Origin of the sequence: Lampropedia puyangensis (assembly GCF_004833285.1) — a bacterium.
Classification (GTDB): domain Bacteria; phylum Pseudomonadota; class Gammaproteobacteria; order Burkholderiales; family Burkholderiaceae_C; genus Lampropedia; species Lampropedia puyangensis.
Genome location: NZ_STFG01000005.1, coordinates 32265 through 55917, shown reverse-complemented (window position 1 = coordinate 55917; position 23653 = coordinate 32265). Strand labels below are relative to the sequence as shown.

At 49.1% G+C, this 23653-nt stretch carries 23 protein-coding genes and 1 tRNA gene; 6 read left to right on the top strand and 18 right to left on the bottom strand.

The genetic code is table 11. From position 1 onward, the window contains the following. The first annotated feature begins 2 nt into the window (after positions 1-2). The gene (gene purU, locus E9531_RS06665) at positions 3-860 is read left to right on the top strand and encodes a formyltetrahydrofolate deformylase (RefSeq protein WP_136572975.1); all 858 of its coding nucleotides are present in this window, start codon (positions 3-5) and stop codon (positions 858-860) included. Positions 861-1022: 162 nt separating this feature from the next. On the opposite strand, the gene E9531_RS06660 is transcribed toward purU, so the two are convergent. The 4 genes from E9531_RS06660 to E9531_RS06645 all read right to left on the bottom strand — a co-directional run bounded on the left by E9531_RS06660 (position 1023) and on the right by E9531_RS06645 (position 3708). After that, a complete protein-coding gene (locus E9531_RS06660; protein WP_136572974.1) occupies positions 1023-1397 on the bottom strand; it encodes a gamma-butyrobetaine hydroxylase family protein in 375 nt (124 codons plus the stop codon). A gap of 117 nt (positions 1398-1514) precedes the next feature. Further along, complete coding sequence (locus tag E9531_RS06655; protein WP_136572973.1) at positions 1515-1952, bottom strand: HIT family protein; 438 nt, start codon at positions 1950-1952, stop codon at positions 1515-1517. A 50-nt stretch (positions 1953-2002) separates the two neighbouring features. Continuing rightward, a complete protein-coding gene (gene upp, locus E9531_RS06650) occupies positions 2003-2644 on the bottom strand; it encodes a uracil phosphoribosyltransferase (RefSeq protein ID WP_136572972.1) in 642 nt (213 codons plus the stop codon). Between the two features lie 185 nt (positions 2645-2829). Further along, on the bottom strand, positions 2830-3708 hold the full coding sequence (locus tag E9531_RS06645; protein ID WP_425293566.1) for a bestrophin family protein: 879 nt from the start codon (positions 3706-3708) through the stop codon (positions 2830-2832). On the opposite strand from E9531_RS06645, the gene E9531_RS17615 reads away from it, so the two are divergent. Next, positions 3674-3934, top strand: coding sequence for a hypothetical protein (locus E9531_RS17615; RefSeq protein WP_170181415.1), 261 nt, complete (start codon positions 3674-3676; stop codon positions 3932-3934). The genes E9531_RS06645 and E9531_RS17615 overlap by 35 nt on opposite strands. A 7-nt stretch (positions 3935-3941) precedes the next feature. Here the strand turns inward: E9531_RS17615 and ilvD are convergent, their stop codons facing one another. From ilvD to E9531_RS06610, 7 genes are all read right to left on the bottom strand, one after another. After that, positions 3942-5801 carry a dihydroxy-acid dehydratase gene (gene ilvD / locus E9531_RS06640; protein WP_136572970.1) on the bottom strand — a complete coding sequence of 620 codons (1860 nt, stop codon included), beginning with the start codon at positions 5799-5801 and terminating at the stop codon, positions 3942-3944. A gap of 373 nt (positions 5802-6174) precedes the next feature. Then, a complete protein-coding gene (locus tag E9531_RS06635; RefSeq protein WP_136572969.1) occupies positions 6175-6774 on the bottom strand; it encodes a 2-hydroxychromene-2-carboxylate isomerase in 600 nt (199 codons plus the stop codon). Then, complete coding sequence (locus E9531_RS06630) at positions 6771-7085, bottom strand: DUF1289 domain-containing protein (protein ID WP_136573089.1); 315 nt, start codon at positions 7083-7085, stop codon at positions 6771-6773. Before E9531_RS06630 ends, E9531_RS06635 begins: the two co-directional genes overlap by 4 nt. Before the next feature lie 144 nt (positions 7086-7229). After that, the gene (locus tag E9531_RS06625; RefSeq protein WP_136572968.1) at positions 7230-7718 is read right to left on the bottom strand and encodes a YbaK/EbsC family protein; all 489 of its coding nucleotides are present in this window, start codon (positions 7716-7718) and stop codon (positions 7230-7232) included. A 23-nt stretch (positions 7719-7741) separates the two neighbouring features. Beyond that, positions 7742-8683, bottom strand: a complete 942-nt coding sequence (locus E9531_RS06620) for a hydroxymethylglutaryl-CoA lyase (protein WP_136572967.1) — start codon at positions 8681-8683, stop codon at positions 7742-7744. Positions 8684-8872: 189 nt separating this feature from the next. After that, entirely contained in the window at positions 8873-9211 is a 339-nt protein-coding gene (locus E9531_RS06615) for a P-II family nitrogen regulator (protein ID WP_136573088.1), read from the bottom strand. Between the two features lie 197 nt (positions 9212-9408). Beyond that, complete coding sequence (locus E9531_RS06610) at positions 9409-11160, bottom strand: NAD+ synthase (protein WP_136572966.1); 1752 nt, start codon at positions 11158-11160, stop codon at positions 9409-9411. Positions 11161-11323: 163 nt separating this feature from the next. Here E9531_RS06610 and E9531_RS06605 point away from each other — a divergent pair, with 163 nt between their 5' ends. From E9531_RS06605 to E9531_RS06590, 4 genes are all read left to right on the top strand, one after another. Then, positions 11324-12544, top strand: coding sequence for a GNAT family N-acetyltransferase (locus E9531_RS06605; RefSeq protein WP_136572965.1), 1221 nt, complete (start codon positions 11324-11326; stop codon positions 12542-12544). Positions 12545-12807: 263 nt separating this feature from the next. Then, positions 12808-12884: transfer RNA gene (locus E9531_RS06600), tRNA-Arg, on the top strand. Between the two features lie 828 nt (positions 12885-13712). After that, complete coding sequence (locus E9531_RS06595) at positions 13713-14882, top strand: reverse transcriptase family protein (protein ID WP_136572964.1); 1170 nt, start codon at positions 13713-13715, stop codon at positions 14880-14882. Between the two features lie 8 nt (positions 14883-14890). Beyond that, on the top strand, positions 14891-15094 hold the full coding sequence (locus E9531_RS06590; RefSeq protein WP_211343387.1) for a retron Se72 family effector protein: 204 nt from the start codon (positions 14891-14893) through the stop codon (positions 15092-15094). Between the two features lie 350 nt (positions 15095-15444). Here E9531_RS06590 and E9531_RS06580 read toward each other — a convergent pair whose 3' ends face one another. The 7 genes from E9531_RS06580 to E9531_RS06550 form a co-directional block, all read right to left on the bottom strand. After that, complete coding sequence (locus tag E9531_RS06580) at positions 15445-17478, bottom strand: glycosyltransferase (RefSeq protein ID WP_136572962.1); 2034 nt, start codon at positions 17476-17478, stop codon at positions 15445-15447. Between the two features lie 54 nt (positions 17479-17532). After that, positions 17533-19629 (bottom strand): tetratricopeptide repeat protein, encoded by a 2097-nt coding sequence (locus E9531_RS06575; RefSeq protein ID WP_136572961.1) that lies wholly within the window; start codon positions 19627-19629, stop codon positions 17533-17535. Positions 19630-19821: 192 nt separating this feature from the next. Then, the gene (locus tag E9531_RS06570; RefSeq protein ID WP_342210852.1) at positions 19822-20235 is read right to left on the bottom strand and encodes a DUF2304 domain-containing protein; all 414 of its coding nucleotides are present in this window, start codon (positions 20233-20235) and stop codon (positions 19822-19824) included. A gap of 228 nt (positions 20236-20463) precedes the next feature. Then, positions 20464-20784, bottom strand: a complete 321-nt coding sequence (locus E9531_RS06565) for a hypothetical protein (protein WP_136572960.1) — start codon at positions 20782-20784, stop codon at positions 20464-20466. 9 nt (positions 20785-20793) lie between these two features. Beyond that, a complete protein-coding gene (locus tag E9531_RS06560) occupies positions 20794-21504 on the bottom strand; it encodes an ABC transporter ATP-binding protein (RefSeq protein WP_136572959.1) in 711 nt (236 codons plus the stop codon). Next, on the bottom strand, positions 21491-22318 hold the full coding sequence (locus tag E9531_RS06555; RefSeq protein WP_136572958.1) for an ABC transporter ATP-binding protein: 828 nt from the start codon (positions 22316-22318) through the stop codon (positions 21491-21493). Before E9531_RS06555 ends, E9531_RS06560 begins: the two co-directional genes overlap by 14 nt. Further along, positions 22315-23649, bottom strand: a complete 1335-nt coding sequence (locus E9531_RS06550; RefSeq protein WP_136572957.1) for a branched-chain amino acid ABC transporter permease — start codon at positions 23647-23649, stop codon at positions 22315-22317. The genes E9531_RS06555 and E9531_RS06550 overlap by 4 nt, the downstream gene beginning before the upstream one ends. Between the last annotated feature and the right edge of the window lie 4 nt (positions 23650-23653).

The window sequence follows — 23653 nt, the reverse complement described above, 5'->3', positions numbered from 1 at the left end:
TTATGAATCACGCTCCTACCACCTTCATTCTCACCCTCTCCTGCCCTGACCGCAAAGGGCTGGTGCACGCTGTTTCTGGCTTTTTGCTCGACAACGGCGGCAATATTGAAGAGGCCGCGCAATTCAACGACCAGACGACAGGTTTGTTTTTTATGCGCCTGCAGTTTTCTGCAGAAGGCAAAAATCTGGCAGAACTGCAAACGGCATTGGCTGAATTCGCGCCTCCACTGAATATCCACTGGAGTCTGCATGATGCCGCGAAGAAAGTCCCAACGGTTGTGTTTGTCAGCCGTGAAGGCCATTGTCTCAATGACCTGTTGTTCCGCTGGAAAAGTGGTCTGCTGCCTATCGACATTCGCGCCATCATCAGCAACCACCGCGATTTTTACCAACTGGCAGCCAGCTACAACGTGCCGTTTCACCATATTCCAGTGACGGCTGCGACCAAGACACAAGCTGAAGCGCGCCAATACGAGATCATCCAAGCCGAGCAGGCAGAGTTGGTGGTTTTGGCACGTTACATGCAAATTCTCTCTGACGATCTGAGTCAGAAGCTCAGTGGCAAAGCCATCAACATCCACCACAGCTTTTTGCCAAGTTTCAAAGGCGCCAAGCCTTATTACCAAGCCCATGAGCGTGGTGTGAAACTCATTGGTGCCACAGCCCATTACGTGACGGCAGATCTGGATGAAGGCCCGATCATCGAGCAAGACGTTGCCCGCGCATTCCACACCGACACAGTAGAAGACCTGACTGCACGCGGCCGTGATACCGAAAGCCAAGTATTGGCCCGTGCCGTCAAATGGCATAGCGAACACCGCATTCTGATCAATGGCCACAAAACGGTGGTCTTCCGCTAAAGAAGCGAAAGCTGTACTGAGGCATGTCTGCGAGAGATGCTTCTATTCAAATTAATGGCCATGGAATCATGGCCGTTATTCTTTCTCCAGCAGCTTAACGCCTGCTCCAAACAGATCTAATGGCTGCTCTAGCACTCATCATTCAAGTCATGTGATTACTGCTCAAGCATCGCGTGATGCACCAGCAATCGTCATGCGAATTTCGTATTCATTCCAGTACTTGCTTTGATTGAGGCCCAGCTCATACAAGTACGCCCACGAGAAAATACCACTGCGGTGGCCATCACTGAAATGGGGCTGTATGGCGTAATGCCCAACAGGCTCGACAGCCAAGATATCCACCTGCCGTTTTCCCGTTTGCAGCACTTCCTGCCCAGGTCCGTGCCCTTGCACCTCGGCGGATGGCGAATACACGCGGAGCAACTCAAAAGGCAGCTCAAACACCTCACCGGTGGAAAAGGCAACCTCCAAAATTCTGGAAGTACCATGCACCACGATATTTGTGGGCGTAGGAGTGGTCGACGTCAAACCTGCCATGGAAATCTACTTATCAAAATTGTGCACAAGGGGTTGTGCGCATCACTATAAAAAAGGTTCAGTACCCTGCCGCCAACAGGCTATCACATGAGCCAATCATGCATTCGCAGAGAATACTCAGAGCGACTGCAGCCTGGCGACCATAGCGGCTTCTAAATCCCCCCGCAATCTGCGCACCCTGTCTACTTGAGCAACCGGCAGTTGCTCTGGCGGGGTATGCGGCTGCGCCCATACAGGAGCAGGAAAATACCCATCCCATTCGAAGCGAGCAATCACATGCCAATGCAAATGCGGCACCATATTGCCCAATGCCGCCAAGTTGATCTTGCGTGGTGCCAATACTTCACGCATGGCTTGCTCAACCTGCGTCACCGCCTGCATGCAGAGCACCTGATCCTCAGCGCTCAGGTCTGACCACTCCGCGACATGCGCATTCCAAATGAGTCGATAAAACGCTTCCAAACCTGGCTCTTGCGCATGAATCAATCGAAATTGTGAAGCGCTAAACACCACTCGTCCACCTGACTCTCGGCACAGAACACAGGCATCACACATCACACGCTCCGGTAGGAATAAAGCATTCAACAAAAAGCGAGGTGCACCCTTTATTTGGTGCCAAAAATACGGTCGCCGGCATCACCAAGACCAGGCAAAATGTAACCGTGGCTGTCCAGCTCTCGATCTAACGATGCAGTATAGATATGCACATCAGGATGCTCTTTCTGCAAGAGTTTGACGCCTTCAGGGGCAGCCAACAAACACATGAATTTGATGGAGCGAGGCTTGAGTGCCTTGATGCGATTGACTGCAGCCACAATAGAATTGCCTGTGGCCAACATCGGGTCGACCATGATCACATCGCGCTCTGCAACTTCGGAAGGCATCTTGAAGTAATACTCCACCGCCTGCAAAGTGGCAGGGTCACGGTAAAGACCAATATGCCCCACACGCGCGCCAGGAACAATGTTCAGCACGCCATCGAGAATGCCTCCGCCAGCACGCAAAATGGAAACCAGAACCAGCTTCTTGCCATCAATCATAGGGGCCTGCATCGACTCCATGGGCGTTTCGATCTCTACCATTTGCACAGGCATATCACGCGTGACTTCGTATGCCATCAGCGTGCTGACTTCATTGAGCAATCTGCGAAAACTATTGGTGCTTGCTGTTTTGACACGCATCAAAGTCAATTTGTGCTGAACCAATGGGTGGTCAATGATATGCAGGGTGTCGCGATTAATCGTCATGTGTGGGAAAACGTGTTGTGTTGTTGAACATGCACAGTCAAACAACAAATCAAGGGCTGTGCGTTCGAGGCAAAATGCACCGAACGGTGTAAACCCAGATTTTACGCTCCTGGGTTTGTTCGCTTGACTACTAGATTACAAAATCCAGCAATCAGAATGAATACCTACGTGTACCACCAGCGCATTTATAGCAAGACAAAATCCTTCAGCATCGGTTGTTCCGTGCGAGGCGCCTCGCCAACCAGCTCCAGAACCGATGCTTCAACCGTATACGCAATCGCGGACAGGGGTAAATCATTGGACTCCGTTCCAAAAGGATCTTCTAGTTGAGCGCCTAAAGCCTCCAACGCAAAAAATGTGTAGGCAATGATGCACACAATCACCGGAGTCATGTAGCCAATCGCGTCTTGCAAACCAAATGGCAACCAAAAACAATACAAATAAATGCACCGATGGATGATGACGGAATACGTAAACGGAATAGGCGTACTGGCGATGCGCTCACAGCCACCTAAGGCGGCACCAAGCTGTGCAATCGACTGCTCCAACGCGGGAACCACTGCAGCCTGGATATTCCCTTGCCGCAAATTTTCACCCACCCATTGATTGGTGAACCACAAGGATTTGGCTGCCGGATAACGGGACTCCTGCACCTTTTGCGCATCTTCTGCAGAAAGAAAGTGCCTCAGATCGTCTCGCGGATCAGTCCCCCGCAATTGGTGCTTTACTGCATGCGAAAAAGCACACAGCCGATACGCTAATGATTTCGCTGCTTGTGGATCGCTGCTAAGACTCATTCCTTGCCCTGCCAAACTGCGGGCGGCCACAAGAATCGTTCCGAGCAACGTTCTGGCTTCCCAATACCGCGCATAGGCAGTGCTATTGCGAAACCCCAAAAAAATTGCCAGCGTGATACCAATTAAGGAGAAAGGCACAAAATTCAATGACACCTTCCACGACAAGATGGCGCCATGCAGCAGCGTAATCAGTATCGCAAACGTAGTTGTTGCCACCAGTTGGGGCATGATGATGGGTAAGACCGAACCGCGCCAAACAAAAAGCATGCGCAGCCAGTGGAGCTTAGGTCGTAAAATCATGGGGCAATATTGTGCAGCGCAACATATCAATTCAATTTCATTGCGCCAATTATTTTTAAACTATTCCGGCAACCTGCGCCTGCCTTACATCAAAGACTGGACTGTTCATAGAACCAAAACAAAAACCGCTTCTACAAGCGGTTTTTGTTTACCACGCATCAACCGCGTGGGTAATAAGCAAAAGTGCGATTAACGTCGACTTAATCGTCCAACAAAGTCACATCACGCACAGCGCCTTTGTCTGCAGATGTTACCAATTTCGCATACGCTTTCAAGGCAGTCGAGACTTTGCGTGAACGAGGGTTAGCAGGCTTCCACCCTTTTACATTCTGCGCTTGACGGCGACTGGCCAACTCTGACTCTGGCAGCAGCACATCAATCGTTCTGGCAGGAATATCGATGCGAATACGATCACCGTTTTGGACCAAACCAATCGCGCCGCCACCAGCAGCTTCGGGCGAAGCGTGGCCGATAGACAACCCCGACGTACCTCCAGAGAAGCGCCCATCAGTAAGCAATGCACACTGCTTACCCAAACCTTTGGACTTCAAATAGCTGGTGGGATACAGCATCTCTTGCATGCCAGGGCCCCCTTTAGGACCTTCGTAACGGATCACCACCACTTCACCAGCCTGCACCTCATCAGCCAAAATACCAGTCACTGCGGCATCTTGGCTTTCATAAACACGTGCTGGCCCCTCAAACACCAAGATGCTTTCGTCAACACCAGCTGTTTTCACGACGCAGCCATCCAGTGCAATATTGCCTGTCAGCACGGCCAAGCCCCCCTCTTTAGAGAAGGCATGCTCGTAAGAGCGGATGCAGCCTTCGGCCCGATCCAAGTCCAGACTTGGCCAGCGGGTATTCTGGCTAAACGCCGTTTGCGTTGGAATTCCTGCAGGGCCCGCCAAATAAAAATGCCTCACAGTTTCGTCGTTGGTTCGCACGATGTCCCACTGGTTCAATGCATCGCCTAATGTTTTGGCATGAATGGTTGGCACATTGATGTGCAGTTTTCCTGCACGTTCAAGCTCGCCCAAAATAGCCATGATGCCACCTGCACGATGCACATCCTCAATATGGTATTTGTTGGTGTTAGGAGCAACCTTGCACAGCTGGGGCACAACACGCGACAAGCGATCAATATCGGTCATCGTGAAATCAATCTCCGCTTCACGCGCAATAGCCAGCAAATGCAAGATGGTGTTGGTCGAGCCGCCCATTGCAATATCAAGCGTCATCGCATTCTCAAATGCCTTGAACCCCACTGAGCGCGGCAAAATACTGTAGTCATCCTGCTCGTAATGTTGGCGGGCCAGCTCAACAATGCGGTGTCCCGCTCGCTTGAACAGCTGCTCACGGTCTGCATGGGTAGCCACAACCGTGCCATTGCCGGGCAAGGACAACCCCAAGGCCTCAGTCAAACAGTTCATGGAGTTGGCGGTGAACATGCCTGAGCAAGAACCGCAAGTTGGGCATGCCGAACGCTCCACCTGTGCAACTTGCTCGTCAGAGTAATGGTTATCGGCAGCAATCACCATGGCATCCACCAAGTCCAGTTTTTTGAACTCTATGGTTTTGGTCGTTGGATTGGCCAGCTTGGTTTTACCCGCCTCCATTGGACCGCCAGAAACAAAAATCACAGGGATATTCAGGCGCATCGCGGCCATCAGCATACCGGGGGTGATCTTGTCGCAATTGGAAATACACACCATCGCATCCGCACAATGCGCATTGACCATGTATTCCACAGAATCAGCAATGATGTCACGGCTCGGCAGTGAATAAAGCATGCCGTCATGGCCCATGGCAATGCCATCGTCCACGGCAATCGTATTGAACTCTTTGGCGACACCGCCGGCAGCTTCGATCTCGCGCGCAACGAGTTGGCCCAAGTCTTTCAGGTGCACATGGCCCGGAACAAACTGAGTAAATGAATTGACGACCGCAACGATCGGCTTGGAGAAATCATCATCCTTCATGCCGGTGGCACGCCACAAGGCACGCGCGCCGGCCATATTGCGGCCGCCAGTAGAGGTTTTGGATCGGTATACAGGCATCGTGGTTGCTCAAACTATGGCAAAAAAAATCGCATCAACTGCGCAGAAGTGAGAGGCGCGAGGATCAATCCACCATCTCTGGCCCTGACAACAACCTCTTGAGTCGATCTTGGGGCGATCTGTCGATTATCGCGCATTACATAAGGGTGCGTTGCGCGCAAGGCCAAGGTTTGCATCATGGAAAGCCCGTGACTCTGGCTGAACTACCATTAAATGCAACCAACGAGCGATCAGGCCGAAAATTTATGAGGGAAATCAAACACGCAATCGTAAGCAGTACAGGCTGCACACCAAAATTTCGCACTTGCCTATCGAGAGTCGCATTGAGGTTTTTCAATACAGACTGAACTGCCCACCTGCCATCAAATCAGGCCTATTCTTCTTCCTGAATCAACTGCTTCAACATGGGCAAGGCATCAAGTCCCCACAACATTTGACCATCGACCACATAAGCAGGCACGCCAAAAACGCCCGCATCAACCGCCTCTTGCGTAAGCGCCCGCAAGAGCAATTTATTGGCGTCACTGCCTAATGGATAGGCAGTGGATTGGGCCAGTTGCGCTTGCAATTGAACTTCCAAGGCCTGCAAGCGGGCAGGACTTAATGGATCTGCGCCACCATGCCAGACATGCTCAAAAATGGTTTGCGCGGTAAAGCGATTGATACTGCCATGGACGCTGCAGGCCAATGCCAATCGGCTCAATCCAACGCTATTGAATGGGTGTATATCAGGCCATCGAAATGCATGGTCGCCTTGCTCTTCCGCAAGCCACAAGGTGTGGCGGCGTATCCAATCGTGCTTGACTGGAATGGAGGCTGGCGCCGTGATGCCTTGCTCCTTGAAAATACCGCCCAAAACCACTGGTTTGTATGCCACATGGTATGAGCTGCCTTGCAGCACCTTTGGCAAACGTTGAAAGGCCAAGTATGCGTAAGGCGAAACAAAATCAAAGAAAAACTGAATGGATTTCACTTTACCTCCTTTGCGTTGGCTTTAGCCATAGCAGATTGCATTGCGCTGCCCTCCATAGGCTGCTGCGCACCATCAGACCATGCCTGTACTGTTGTAATGCGGACCAACACCTCCGACCAAATGGCCTGCTTGCGTATGCGCGACGCACTGCCCCACTCCACGATTTCAGGTAGCGTTCGCAAACAGCCCAAACACAGCTCCTGCTGCGCTGCTTCTATCTGCTGCATGGTGCATACATTAATACACGGGGAAGGTATGGAACTCTGCTCTGTACAGCTGCGCGAATTGGCCTGAAGCGGTTTCGCCAACATGCCTTTGCGCTGTACATGCTCAGCCAGTCGCAACAATGCGCGGGCCGGGAGTTTCGGCGCACATGCGCCCCAAAGAGGTTGATCAGATGAAGCGCAAGCCATGAGGTTAACAGCCCATCACTAAAAATCGCGACAAAACAACAATCATGCCGTCACCTCGGCCCACGGCGCTCCCGTCAGCGCCTCAAGCAAAGGGGGTGACAACGCGACCAAAGCGCGGGGATGCCCCGCGGCTGCCCAAATGCGGCTGAAGCGCTGCAAGCTGGCATCAAGCAGAGCCATAGGGGGAGTAAGGTGCCCGACAGGCGCCACACCACCAATAACAAACCCCGTGCGACTTCTCACAAACTGCGCATCAGCCTTGCCAACCGGGCCAATTAAGGTTGCTACCTTTTTTTCATCTACACGCCGATCCCCTGCAGTCATCACCAGAACAGGCGCATCATCAGCCAAACGGCGAAATACCACGCTTTTGGCAATCTGCCCTAAGGCAACTCCCAAAGCATCTGCAGCCTCTTGCGCCGTGCGTGCATCGCTTTCCAGCATGAAAGGCTCGGCCACCGGCTCGCAGGTTTGCAATGCCTCTGCTACGCGCAATACACCAAGAGGCCAAGTCGGGTCGTGTTCAGTCATTTTTTGCAACACACTAAGCCGTTTCAAGCGCAGATTTGCCCTGTTGCTGCCCCCTCTTGCACAGGGCGTTTTTTTGCGATGGCAGTACCTGCGCGCGAGTGAGAGGGTCGCCCCAATTGGGCACTGATGTACAAGCCAGCATCCACCAACCGATCCAGGTCAATCCCAGTCTCAATGCCCATGCCATGCAGCATAAACACCACATCTTCTGTAGCTACATTCCCCGTTGCACCTTTTGCATAAGGGCAACCACCTAAGCCTGCGACAGAGGACTGAAAATTCCAGACACCCAATTCAAGCGCGGCCAATGTGTTGCCGATGGCCTGACCGTAGGTATCGTGAAAATGGCCTGAGACGTTATCTACGCCAAAGTGCTTGAATGTGGCCTCCAGGGCCCTTTGAATTTTCAGTGGAGTGCCTACACCAATGGTGTCTGCCACATCAACACGATCAACGCCTACGTCGTGCAACAAACGCGCCAAATACTCAACTTGGGCAGGTGCAATATCACCCTCATAAGGACAACCCACTGTGCATGACATGGCTCCACGCACCACAATACCTTGCGCATGAGCTGCCTGAACCACCGGCGCAAAACGCTCAATACTCTCAGCAATGGAGCAATTGATATTTTTCTGACTGAACGATTCGCTGGCAGAAGCAAACACCACGATCTCGTCAGGCTGTGTCAGCAAGGCCGCTTCCATGCCCTTCATGTTTGGCACCAAAACAGAGTAACGCACTCCGTCACGGCGTTGAATTTGCCCCATCACTTGCGCGTTGTCAGCCATTTGCGGCACCCATTTTGGCGACACAAAACTGGTCACTTCAATTTCGCGCAAACCGGCCGTTTGCAACAAGTGCACCAATTCGGTTTTGACCTGCGCGGGCACCAATTGCTTTTCGTTTTGTAAGCCATCGCGCGGGCCCACGTCGATGATGTTGACTTTGGCAGGCAATGCCATGCTTGTGCTCCTAAATTTTTTGTTCTTATGCCGCTGAAATTCGCCCACGGCTTGGGCGCACCTAATCGCAATACGCTCTAGCTTGGCATTCCATCACGATAACAAGCGGGCAAGCTAGAAAGCCATCGAGGTTGCATCCGCTTTTTTCTGAGGGACTCCAGCGCAACCGCCACAGGCACGTCACACTAATTAGACGGCAGATTCGTTTTGCTCGCCTGTGCGAATCCGGATCACTTGTTCCACAGGGGTCACGAAAATCTTGCCGTCACCAATTTTTCCAGTACGCGCAGCATTCGTAATCGCTTCAATAGCGGACTCGACCACGTCTTCTGTTACTGCAATTTCAATTTTCACTTTAGGCAGGAAATCCACCACATACTCAGCGCCACGGTAGAGTTCCGTATGGCCTTTTTGACGTCCGAAGCCTTTCACTTCAGTCACGGTCAAGCCAGTAATGCCTGCATCGGCCAGCGCTTCACGCACTTCATCGAGTTTGAAAGGTTTGATGATGGCGGTGATCAGTTTCATGCTCATTGGAATACTCCTGCCTCTTGTAATAGGTCAAACAGATAAATCGGGCACTGTGCATGCGCCCGCATACCTAATAGTAACGCGGAATCGCCTCCTACCATGCAAGCGCGGCTCCGTGCCATTGTGGTGCGGGGGATATCTACCCAGGCGATTTGACATTTAAAAATAGCGCGTAGCACCTGGCCTGTGCACCGTCACCCTCTATAACCATTGGTGATGGGGTAGCGCCAATCCTTACCAAACACCCGCGCACTCAATTTAGGCCCGGGAGCAGCTTGCCTGCGCTTGTATTCGTTGATGCGAAGCAGTCGAATCACTTGGTCCACACGGTCTTCAGGAAAGCCTGCTGCAACGATCTCCGCGCGCGATTGGTTTTGCTCCATGCGCAAGCGCAAAATAGCATCCAGCATGTCATACGGAGGCAAGCTATCCTGATCCGTCTGGCCCTCGCGCAACTCTGCACTCGGCGGCCGCGTGATGATGCGCTCTGGAATCGGATTGGCAACGCCATAAGCATCACCGCAGCTATTGCGCCAACGCGCCAGTTCAAACGCATCAGATTTATACACATCCTTGAGCGGGCCAAAGCCACCGCACATGTCGCCATACAAAGTGCTGTAGCCCATTGCCACCTCACTTTTATTGCCCGTCGTCAGCAGCAGCCCTCCAAATTTGTTGGACAGCGCCATCAGCATCACACCGCGAATGCGCGCCTGCAAATTCTCTTCAGTGGTATCTTCTGCTCGCCCCTGAAACTGCGCAGCCAAGCTGAGTTTGAAAGTTTCAAATGTCTCTCGAATGCTTATCTCGTCATACTGTACGCCCAGTCGACGCACCATTTCTCGGGAATCCTCCAGACTGATCGATGCGGTATAGGGGGAAGGCATCATCACGGCACGCACTTTGTCAGCGCCTAATGCATCTACGGCTATCGCCAGCACCAACGCCGAATCGAGCCCACCAGAGAGCCCCAACAGCACATGGGCAAACCCATTTTTACGCACATAGTCACGCGTGGCCAATACCAAAGCCTGCCAGATTTGCGGCCAAGCTTGCAATGAGGCATCGTCCCATGGCTGTGGTTGCGTTTTTTCCGCGTCTGCCCAACGGCATTGCTGCGCACTCGCACTATCAGTAATCAATACCAACGGCCACAAAATTTCCTCAAAACCAGGGGCCATCGCCACCATGCCGCCATCGGCTTGTAACGCAAATGAGTGCCCATCGAATACCAGCTCATCTTGCCCGCCCACCATGTGGGCGTAAACCAATGGCAGCCCTGTTTCCTGTGCACGCTGGGCCAAAATATGGGCTCGTTGTTGCGGTTTACCGACCACAAAAGGCGATGCATTCACCACCACCAACGCCTGCGCACCCGCCGCCTTGGCGCGCAGCGCTGGTTGCGGCACCCAAGCATCCTCACAAATCAGTAACCCCAAACGCACACCGGCAATGTCAACCACAGTCGCAGCGCTCGCTTCTATGTGGTCTGCTGCTAGCCCTTGCTCCATCACTGTGCTGCTAGCAAAGTAACGTTTCTCGTCAAACACTCCGTAATTAGGCAAAGCTTGTTTACGGTAAGTGGCCAACACTTGCGCCTGTGAAATCAGACTGACCGCATTCCATGCAGGTGGCAAAAAATCACTGTCGCGCGGCCAAGGTGCGGCGGCATCGACCGCTTGCGGGTGCCCCATCAAGATATGCAAACCAGGCCATCGAATGCTGGCCTGAATCAACTCTTGCAATGCCAACGCACAGTCTTCAAGAAACGAAGGCCTGAAAAACAAATCCTCAGCGGCATAGCCACATAAAAACAACTCAGGAAAGACCACCAACTGATGGGCTTGTTGGTGTGCAGATTCTGCCGCTGCAATCGCTTTGGCAAGATTGCCCTTCACATCCCCAACCACAGGATTGAGCTGCGCAATACAAATAGACAGTGTCATGACTTCATTTGTGTTGACTGCCAGCCGCAGCGCCACTGCATAGCTGGCAAAAACCAATAGGCGCGCACATATTTAAACGTTTCACACACAATGCGTGTGCCAACTGCATCGCCCACCAAGAAAGCGCACAATCGGTCATCAGGTAAGAAAACACCGTATTCAGATGCACCCTCTCCCAACGCCCTCAGGGCATAGCCGCATTATCGCGCGCCTGCATTCAGCCATCAGCGAGATTGATGCCCATGCGTGGAATACGCTGCTGGCACAGCAAAAGCAGCCCACTCCTTTTATGCGGCATGAATACTTGCTGGCAATGGAACAAAGCCAAAGCGCAAGGCCTGAAAACGGCTGGACAGCTTGCCACCTGTGCTTATGGGATGCCCAGCGACTTATTGCAGCCTGTCCGCTCTACTTAAAGTCCCATTCATGGGGCGAATATGTATTTGATTTCGCCTGGGCCAATGCCTACGCCGAACATGGCAAAGCGTATTACCCAAAAGCTCTGGTTGCCCCCCCTTTCACACCTGCGCCTGGTACACGCTTGATGGCCCAAGATGACACCACTCGCACTTGGCTGCTACAGACTCTTAGCCAGTGGTGTAACGAACAGGGTTTGGAGACAGCACATATCCTCTTTTTATCTGAACAAGATCGCCAAGCATGCACTCAACAGCATTGGCTGATTCGTCAGGGAGTGCAATTTCACTGGCACAACGCTGCGCCCGGAACCGATCAACGCTTTGCCTCTTTCACGCAATTTCTTGAGTCCCTTCAAGGAAATAAGCGTAAAAAAATCAAGCAAGAAATGCGCAAAGTCGCAGATGCAGGCATTGAATACAGAACAGTACAAGGTAAGGCAATCACCTCAGCAGACTGGGCCTTTTTCTATCGCTGCTATGAAAGAACCTACCTCGAACACGGCAACAGCCCTTACTTGTCGCCCGCATTCTGGAAAGACATGCAACACACCATGCCGGACCACTGGCTGCTATTCATCGCGCAATCAAAGGGCGAACCTATTGCTTGCAGCCTATTGGCATTACACGATCAATCGCTGCACGGCGGCAGCGAAAACATCGCCTATGGCCGCTATTGGGGCGCACTCGCGCGCGTCAACAGTTTGCATTTTGATCTGTGCTACTACCAGCCCATTGCTTGGTGCATTGCGCATGGCTATGACCGCTTCGAAGGTGGCGCCCAAGGCGAGCACAAACTCGCAAGGGCCTTGCTGCCTGAAACAACCTATTCCGCCCACTGGATCGCCGACGGCCCATTTCAAGCGGCTATAGGTCGCTATCTTGAGCGAGAACGCAAGCATACACAGGACTACGCACACCATTTACAAGCGCACAGCCCACTCAAGGCAATGCCCCTCACAAAGTAACTCCACATGAAAACGCGTGACCATCACAAAAGGGCCGATGACTACTGGTATGATGCCAGGCTCTTATCGGCTCAGCAATCAAGCTGCCAGTAGCTCAACTGGATAGAGCAGCTGCCTTCTAATTTCAAATGATTTGGTGCAAAATCTAAAAAAATATATTTAAAATCAACAACTTACAAAAATAAGCCATCCTTAGAACTACCGTTATTTCCGGCCTTTTCTTGCCTATTCTTATCTAATCTTTCCCAAATTTTTCCCAAATTGTCCCGTTAGCTCAGTTGGATAGAGCACTCGCCTTCTAAGCGAGATGTCGCTGGTTCGAACCCAGCACGGGGCACCATAAACAAAAAGCACCCAAAGGGTGCTTTTTTATTGCCTGCAAAGAAGTACCTATGAGGTTTAAGCTACACGTGGAAGTTTTATTTCACTCATAAGAAACCTATCGCTACCTCTCAAAATGCATCACAAGTACCATTCAGGAAAAGTTTGGGATGCTAGATCCATAGAGCAAAAAACTTAGCACATCTTCAGATGTATTTCGATAAAAATACTCAAAAACACCACTAAAATTACACATGATACAAAAATAAACAATAAATGTGAAAAATCTATTCCAGAAAAGTTAGCGGAAGTATTTTTTGCGTTAAAGTATGTCTCATACCAGATGCTTCGTCTGGGCTGTATTTTTGTTTTGATTTTTTTTTAGAGAAGTCTGAGTTTTCTTTTTTGGAAAACGTTCTGTTTAACAGAACTGTACCGGCGGGTCAGGCAGTCCCCCCCCTCTAATCCCATTGAGCGGCAAAGACTCCTGAGAACTCTTTTTATAGAGTCGGTTGTTGTGCTAAAAAAGTAAATGTCTGGGTCAGCTATAAGTTTTTAATTCTCTAACACTTCTTTTCCGCGTTGTGCTGCATATCAATCTCGGTGTGCTTAACGGAAAAGAGGTTAAGATGACTAAAAAGTCACAAAAAAAATCATATTCGGGATCTCGCAAGAGAACCACAAAAAAAATCAGAAGAAGCGAGAGCAACTTCCGATTAAAAACAGCGCTAATAGCTGGCTCGAAAAAATTATTTTCTCTAAACAGTCAATATTTTTTTCAAAACTGATTATCGTTGAATTAGTAAAATATTTTCTCGATATAAGTTGACATTTACCTTTTTCATTTATGCGCCCATTTTACGATGCTCGCCCTATCGGCTCCTTGGCTGCTCTATCAAAGACATTACAAGTTGAGCTAAGCATTCTCCAAAGAACAGCCTCTAATATTGAGGAGCATTATCATGCTCATGAAATAGTTAAAAAAAGTGGCGGCACTCGTGAAATCAATATACCAAGCAATCATTTAAAAATAATACAAAAGAGAATTAACAAACACATTTTTGAAAATGTTGTTTATCCATCGTATTTGCACGGTGGATTGCCAGAAAAAGATTATGTTAAAAATGCAAATTGTCACTCCTCAGCAGAGGTTGTAATTGCATTAGATATTAAAAATTTCTATCCATCAATTTCAATTGATAAAGTAGAAGAGATTTTTCAATTTTTCTGTCACTTCCCCAAAGATGTATCTAAATTATTAGCAGAACTTTGTTGTTTAAACAATTCGGTTCCACAAGGCGGCTGCAGCAGCTCACACATTGCAAATTTGATTCTGAATAATACAGAATACTCACTAGTATCTTGGCTATCCAGTAAAAAATATACATACACACGCCTACTGGATGATATAAATATTTCTTCCAAACATTTAATAAGCAAAGAAGAAATAACAAAAATAATCAAAAAAACAAAAGAAACAATCAGCAAATCAGATTTAAAGCTCAACAATAAAAAACAAAAAATAACATCAAGATCGAATCCTGAAATACTCATGGAAGTGACTGGCCTATGGCTAAACAGAGGAACCCCCAAAGCGCATACATACGATAGAAAATTAATAAGAGCAGAAATGCATAAATGTCAAACAATGGCAAAAAAAGATCGCTTTAGTGCAGAGTATCATGAGATACACAATAGCATTTCAGGAAAAGTTGCAAAACTTTCATATCTAAAACATAAAGAGTCCGAAAGATATAGATATATTTTAAGAGGCATCCTGCCACTATTCGATAAAAGTAAAGAAGTCAGTATTCGGAAACAGGCAAACTATTTACTAAAATCAAAACCAAATTATAGAAAAAAATATGTCTATTTCAAAAAATATCACAAGCTCTTATACAAATTAAATATTTTAACTAGAAACAACAAATCACTGGCAAACCAAATAAAAGGGAATCTTAAATCATGCAAACCATTAGGCATGAAAGATGAACTTCTTTACAACGAACCGATCTGAGAGATAACATGGAAACTGGAACTATTAAATGCTTTTTTCCATTCAAAGGCTATGGTTTTATCAGACGAGAAAAAGGAAAAGACGTTTTCTTTTTTTACAAAGACTTGGAAAATGAAGCCGAAATATACGAGGGCGCTAAAGTTCAGTTCTCCTTAAATGAAAGTTCAACCGGACGATGCCCATCAGCAAGAAAAATAATCAAAATTGGTTGATTTTAGAGAAAAATTACGGAATATAAACCAAAAAAAAATTTCATAAATAGAACAGCTACCTTTGAGGCAGCTGTTCCATCTCAAAGCCCCACTCCAAACATTAGAAACAAGAAAATATATAAGTAAAATCAATAGCTTACAAAAACCCTATTTAAGATTTTTAAAGCTTTTAGTGAAGAAACTCTTATTTTTTCCAAAATTTTTCCCAAATTTTTCCCAAATAGATTTTTTGCTATCGTAAGTCATTGATTTTAATATATTTTTTCTATTGAACAGCTGCCTTCTAAGCAGCAGGTCGGGGGTTCGAGTCCCTCCTGGCAGGCCAATATGCAGCGCTTTTGATGCGCCATTTAATGCTGATTGCTATTACAGCTTGTGCGTTTTGCAAAATACATCAAAGTGCCAACTACACACAAACGGGCAGAACGACCAAGCTCTCGCCAACGTGTTTTTTTGGGCGTAGCAAGCTGTATTTCTAAAGGAATGACCTCTATCTTGATCTGCGCTTGTATCGCAAGCAGGCGCAATCCTATTTCTGGCTGATCCAGAATCGACAAACGTTTTTGATAGGACTTCTCCAGCGCAGCACGTTTAAACACATAGAGACTCTGCCCGCTGTCGAGCGAAACGTCAGTTTTCATAAGAAAGCTTAACCAACGTTCTACCCAACCTTTCGACAATTTGGTAGAAGGGGCTACTGCAACGACTTGCACAATATCCACATCATTGGCTTCTGCTTGCTCAAGCAAGCCTCCCATGGAGGCTCTCAGCGATGACCAAACGTCAGGCATGAGAGCCATTTGCGCTGGAACAAAGAGTAGTTGTTTATAACCCTGTCGCAAAGCCCAGCGCATGGCTGTTTGCGTAGCACTTAATGTAGAAAAGTCGCGTGGCGCATGAATCACAACCACACCATTGGCACGGAGCCAATCAGCAAGTCCTGCCTCCCCTCCATCGAAGGCTTGCGCCTCTTCAATCAGGACCATATCTCCGTCATGACTGTGCTTTAGCCATGTATGCCATGTTTGTAACTGAGATACGGAAATGGCTTTTTGAAGCGACATAACCATTACCGTACCTCTGTGAGTGGATTGGTGCTCCGGCACCAGCGATGCGTATAGCGATTTGACATGCGAACTATTGGCCCCTATTGAGAATAGCTCGTGTGCAGCCAGGCGCCCCGCATTGCCAAAACACTGTCGCAATCCCGGATCAGAGGCAAGCGTAGAAAAGGCACGCCGCCAAGCAGAAACATCCTCCATCGGCACACATAAACCTGCGCCAGATTGTCGAATCAGCCACGGCATCCCTGAACCTTGCAAATCAGTAACCACACAGGGGCGTGCAAATTGCATTGCTTCTACTAACGCCAAGCCAAAGGCCTCAGTTCTTTCACGAGAAGCCAAGGCAAAAACATCGCATGTAGCAAGCAAACTGTGTTTAGTATCCTCACTAACGCCCCCGAGCAACTGTACATCCGCAGGCAAACCTTGGGCGCGCAACGCTGCAATAAGCTCTTGCAATTCAGAACGTAAATCACCATCGCCAACAATCTGCAATTGCACATTTGGCATGGCGCTCACAGCCTGCACTAAGATTTCAAAACCCTTGTAATAAGTCAAACGTCCAATAGAGAGCACGCGTAACTTACCCTCTACCCATTGCGCCTTTGTAATTACGCTCTCATCGCACAGGTCTTGCTGGTCACGCCCCCCTTTACACATGCACTGTGCCTGACTGGTGTCTTGCAACTGCAATCCCAAAGGAATTGCGACACATTTGTCATGCCAATCTTTCAGTGTTTCGCTTGCCTGCAAATAAGGAGGAGAAGTTGCGATCACATAGCGAGCCTGAGCCAGAACAGAACGTTCAAACGGCTGATACAAGCGGTAGGCCAATGACAATGCTTTTTGCCCTGCACTGAACGTTACGTCTGAGTGCCAGTGAATGACCCATGGGATACGCCTTGCACGCCGCAAAGAAAGCAACCAAAACACAGCCACGTTAGGCATGTGCAGATGCAAAACATCAGGTTGAAAACTTTTAAGCTGGCGTCTGATAGCCCAAGGAAAGCCAAGAGAAATAGGTGTAAAAATCAGTCGAATATGGACGGGCAAACGCTCAATCCAAGATGGATCATCGGCCAGTGGTTGGCCGTGCACCAGTGCCCGGGCATCCATACCATGCGAACGCTGCTGCTGCATCAAGTCTGCGAGATAAGTTTCGATCCCGCCGCGCGCAGGAGGATAAAACTTGCCGATATGCAAGATTCGAAACTGGTTATCCGCCCTGCGCAAACCGTCCCCTCCGACATCTGATGAAGAGGGCCCATCTGCACTGGGGGAAGCTTGACCGTCCAGAGGTTCCGTGACAAAAGTCCGCATTAGCGTTGCCTTAGAGCCATGTCAAAGTCGTTACCTTCACAGAGCGATGTGAGGTTAACGCTCAAGTTGCCGCAACGGCCCCAACTGAGGCACAACCGTCGTAGAGGTTTGGTTGCGTAGGCTAGCAAGAGCCTGCCGATAGAGTTGATTTTGAGGGGCAAGTGCCACAGCTTTTTCAACATCTGCCAATGCAGCTACGGGCCCATCACCCATGCGCATTTGCAACAAGCCGCGCGCAAAATACGCTGCAGAGTCATCTCTAAGTGAAATTGCCCGATTGAATTGCTCCAGCGCCTTATCTTTATTGCCCTGCGCCATCCATGCCATACCAAGGCCGACCAGATATTTTCCACTTTCCGGCACCAATTGAAGCAAATCAGCATATTCCTTCGCTGCTTGCGCATGCGCACCGGCTTGGCTGTAAATCTCCGCGCGCAAAAGAATCAAATGCTCCTTCATCACTGCATCGGGGTTGCGATTGAGCCCTTGCTCAATCGCCGCCACCGCGTTCTGAGCTGCATTCATACTTCGCAGCGATACTGCTGCTTGGTAATACAAGGAAGTATCTTGAAAACCTTTTTGTTCAGCTTGGTGGAACGCTTGAACGGACTCAGGATACTTACCCAGTAATTGCAAAGCCATCCCTCGGCTGAACAAGGCACTGCCTAAAGGCTCCCCAAGTCGCACCGCATGATCAAAATCATCCAACGCCAATTGCGCATTACCTTCGCCTTGCTCAAGGTAATAAGCGCCACGATTCATGAAGGGACGCCAGCGACCAAATGCCTGCGCAGACGCAGATTGATCAATTTTATCTGCGGCATCATCCCAAACGGTGTATTCACTTTTGAAGGACGTCAGACGGTGGTAGCTCAATGCTGCCATCGCAAACAAAATCCCACCACCTAGCAACAAAATGGCTTTACGTGGCAATACGGTCCAGAGCATGGCCATGCCTGGAGGAAGAAAAATAGCCCACAAATAACTGCGATACAAAACAAATGGATCTTGAATCCAGGTTGTAGCGAATTCCGTACCAAAAAGAACCGTGGCGCACAAAACACACAGCCCGAATAAGCTCCAACCATCACGTCGCTTTAGCAGTGCCCAAATGCTTGCGAGAACAAACGCAATGAATGCAAGCATCCAGCATAGCGTTATAGGCTTCGACCAACTTAGAGGAAACTCTGGACGCATGTCAATCGACATAGAGGTAACGTCAGGAACCAGCCAATAACCTAAATAAAAGAAAAACAGTTTAGCTTGGTTAAAAATGCTCAGCACAAATGGGCCCGCAGCGCCATCCGTTTGGAGTGCAGCAAGCTCACGCACATATGCGCCAGACGTCTCATCAAACGCAGCGGCTCCCAAGATTTGGCCAAAACGACTCCAGAGCACAGCAGAGAGCAACGCAACAGCAACGACAGCCCCTACCAGCACCAATAGCAATGACTTCGCAGAGGGCCGTTTTACATAAACATACAGAGGCACAGCCAACGCTGGCACTAAAACAGCATGTTCCTTAGACAAAAATGCCATAAGAGCAGACACTAGGGCCAAGATCATCCAGCCCCAGCCACGCGAGCGGCCTGATTGCTGCTGCTGCAATGCATACACCCATGCCCAGCAGGCCAAAGCAGTAAACATGGTGGCCATCACAATAGAGCGCTGAATCAAATAGCCAGCTGCATAGACCGCCACAGGGTTGAGCGCAAACCAACCAACGGCAACCACCCAAGCGACGCGAGCACGAGTGCTCAATTCTTGGACTGACAGACGTTTATCAAGCACTGCATCGAGCTCGCTCTGCGGGGCTCGCAATGCCGCCTCTTTCAGCCATTGATTAAGCAATGCCTGTGACAAGAGTCCAACAACAATGGCTGTTGCCACATGCAGCATCAAATTGAAAATTCGCTGTGCGAGAAAATTGTCTTCCCCAAAAATGTGGGCAATCCAAACAAAGCTTCCATAAGACAACAAGCGCTGCTTAAAAGGCCAGAGGCCCCCATACGCATCCATCACAGTTCCATCGGATAAGCGCCGATCATCAAACACCAAACCATTTCCCAAACCATGACAATACACCGCTATGCACACCAGCGCAATCGCGATGAAAGCCATTTTCACGACACGCTCATATGGCTGCCCCATGGTTAACAAATTGTTGTTTTGTTGATTGAGTGAGATCATCGAAGACAGCAGCGCGTGATCAAATATGACCAGCTCTCTGTAGTTGGGGTAAACACAAAAGGCACGCCATCAAGGGGCGCCTACTACGGGCAGAGGTTTATTCAAACAGAAATGGCGGTTGCAAACTTCTGAACACTGAAACCTGTTAGTGCATTATGAGGGAGATTGTGAATTATTTTGATGTCGCATTTGAGCTTCACTGGAAACTTGGTCACGCAACACCTTGAATTGAGCCAACTCGGCTTCAAGCAGGGCTACAGATTGCTCTATATGACGTAGATCTGTCTCCAGACGGGTGTTCACCACATCCGCATGCAAGGCTTTGATGAAAAGCACAATCACACCACAAAGCAATGCCAAGGCGGGAGAATACTGAACCCCAACCACATGCCCAATCCCATCCAGAATACGAGGCCACACCCCCAAAACGGCAGCGGCAAAGGCAACGGCAAGCCAAAATAATGCATGCCTTATATAAAGATCATCTCGACGAATCAACAACACAATCAAGATCGCAAGTCCAAGGCCTAAAAGTGAGGTAGTCAAATGAAAAGGAGCCATTGCCATATCAATTAAAAGCGAAATAATTCAACGCCAGAGCACTGTCAAAAACTCAGGTTATCCTACAAAGATAGCAGCCATACGGCCTTAACGCTGAGAGTGCATTTGATTGGCATTAAACCATGGCATACCGATCAAACTAAACTATACAAGGATGAAAAGATGCTTGATTCAACCTCAAATATGTAACAACTGCTGACAAGCGATGCCAACCGCCTATAGGACGAACTCCATTCAATGAAGGCCGTTTGCACGTATATGGGGAGTCCTTGCATAAATCGAATGAAGGGCGCGCTTATCAAACACCTCAGACGCAGCCATCCCTCTGTAGAGCGGTCTATATCCTGTAGCGTTCGAGAAACGCAATTCCATGAGCCTCAAAACTGTGTAGGAAATACTGGTCGATTCAGTCTCTTCTTTTGGTATTTGATCGAGCAGATTCGGCACCACTGAAAGGTCGCCCACCTCGTTGGTGCTCACGACAATGGAGCGCACGTGAATGGTCTTTGCATTTGATGACGCCACAGCCCACTTAGCAATGGCATAAAAATCCATGTAAATTTATTACACCTCCAGCCATTCTTTACGAATTGCTGAATCAGCCTTGAGCTCCTCAGGAGTTCCTTCAAACACGATACTGCCATGTCCCATCAGCAGACAACGGTCAGCGATCTCTAAAGCGATGGTGAGTTTTTGTTCAATAAGCAATACAGAAACACCGCGCTCTCGCAAAGTAATAAGAAACTCGCCCACTTGCTCGACGATTTTGGGGGCCAAGCCTTCTGTAGGCTCATCAATGACAACAAGGTCGGGATCGCCCATCAACGCACGGCACAGCGCTAACATTTGCTGCTCCCCCCCAGAAAGCACACCCGCTTCTGTGTGTTGTCGCTCTCTCAGCCTTGGAAATAAACGATAAGAGTCTTCAAAACTCCATCGTGTGGATTGATGGCCACGTTTTTCTCCAAGCATCAAATTCTGATGCACCGTCAACTTTGGGAAAATTTCTCGATTTTCAGGTACGTACCCTATTCCCATATAGGCAATTTCATACGGTTTTTTGCCCACCAAATTGACCTCTTGGCCATTGGCTTGTTTAAGCAAAATTTCCCCCTGACAATCGACTAACCCCAAAATGGCCTTGGCAGTGGTCGAGCGACCTGAACCGTTACGCCCAAGTAAAGCCAGGATTTCGCCTTTTTCCACATGGAATTGCACGCCGTGCAAGATGTGGCTTTTGCCATAGTAGGCATGTAATTGTTCAATGCGCAACATAGTCGCTCCCTTCTGCTTGTGAAGCGCCAGTGAGTACTGCGTTGGCTTGGTTATCTGCCAAGGTAGATCCCAGATAGGCTTCCTGCACTGCGGCGTTCGCGCGCACCTTCTCTGGTGTGTCAAATGCAATTACCTGCCCATAGACGACCACGGCAATTTTGTCAGCTAAGCCAAAAACCACGCCCATGTCATGCTCCACAGTCAAAAGGGTTTTGCCTACTGTCACTTCTTTGATCAATTCAATGAAATGGGCTGTTTCAGTCTTGCTCATTCCTGCAGTGGGCTCATCGAGCAAAATCACATCTGCCCCACCGGCAATGGTGACGCCAATTTCCAAAGCGCGTTGCTCTGCATAGGTCAGGTTCATCGCCAGGTCGTCACGCCGTTTCTCAAGGTGGAGCTTGTGCAGCAACTCTTCCGCACGCTGGTTTGCATCATGCAGATTCGCCAAGAAGCGGAAAAAGGTGTATTTGTAGCCTGCACTCCAAAGCAAGCCACAACGCAAATTTTCAAAAACACTCAATTTCGAAAACAGATTACTGACCTGAAAACTGCGTGCCAAGCCCAAGCGATTAATGTCGTAAGGAGTCTTTCCATCAATGCGCTGCCCATTGAGCTGCACCTCTCCACCAGATGGCAGCAAGCGTCCGCTAATGAGGTTAAATAAGGTTGACTTTCCTGCGCCATTAGGGCCGATGATGGCAACTCGCTCACCTTTTTGAACAGCTAAATTGGCACCCCTGATGATTTCCGTTTTTCCAAATGCTTTGCGCAGGTCGCGCAACTCCAAAGCGTATGGTTGCTGCACACTCATGTGCGACCTCCTTCTTGCATACGGCGAATATCTGCCTCAATCAGCTCTTGCTGCTGATGCCAGCGCTTGACAAAGCCTTTTCGAACCCACAAAAACACGCCAACAGTTAGGACTGTCCAGCCAACAATCACCGACCAATGCATGGCGCTGGCCACATCCAGCGTTTGCCCCATAAATGTGAATTGGGTGCTCATAATGGCATTCATTTGCAGGTGATAAATCATTTCAATCAATGCAGCAATACCTATGAATGCCAAGACACCTGTGATTGCCAACGCGATGTAAGGCAATACCAATGGCCTGAATCTGTGAAATTTGTAAACTCGAATATTGACCATAATGATGCTGGCAACCCCTCCTGGCGCAAACATCACCATAAACAGGAAAATCAGCCCCAAATACAGCATCCATGCCTGCGTCAGCTCAGACATCAAAATCATCGCAAACACCATCAGTACCGCACCAATGATGGGGCCGAAGAACAAAGTTGCTCCCCCCAAAAATGTGAATAGCAAATAGGTGCCTGAACGGATGGCATTCAAACTGTCCATTGCAGTAATAATCTCAAAGTGCAACACCATCAAACCGCCACCAATACCGGCAAAAAAGCCTGCGATGATGAAGGAGAAGTAACGCACTTTGTGGGTGTTGTACCCAATAAACTCCACCCGCTCAGGATTGTCGCGGACAGCATTGAGCATGCGCCCCAATGGCGTACGTGTAAACGCAAACATAAGGGCCGTGCACACGAAACAATACGCGGCAATGAGGTAATACATCTGAATGGAAGGGCCGAAGGTGATGCCCATAAAGGCATTACCTACAACACGATCGGTTGAAATACCTCCCTCTCCACCAAAGAACTCTGGAAACATCAAGGCCATGGATGCCACCAGCTCACCAATACCCAACGTGATCATGGCAAAAGTAGTACCGGACTTGCGCGTCGTCACGTAGCCTAACAACGCAGCGAAAAAGGCACCAGCCAAACCGCCGACCAATGGAATCAGCGAGACCGGAAGGAAAAATGCACCATCTCCAACTTTGTTGAGCACATGGATGGCAATGAAAGCTCCCAGTCCAACATACACAGCATGGCCAAAACTGAGCATGCCACCTTGACCGAGCAAAATGTTGTAACTCAAGCAAATAATAATCAGATAGCCCATTTGTGAGAGCATCGTCAGGGCCAAACCGCTGTTGAACCATTGCGGCGCAATAATCAAAATCAGTGCGAATGCGCCCCAAACCAGAATGCGCCATTTATTAAGCATGGGCACATGCACAGGAGAAGTACCTGCGACAGATGAAGTGATCGAAGTCGAGTTCATGGTT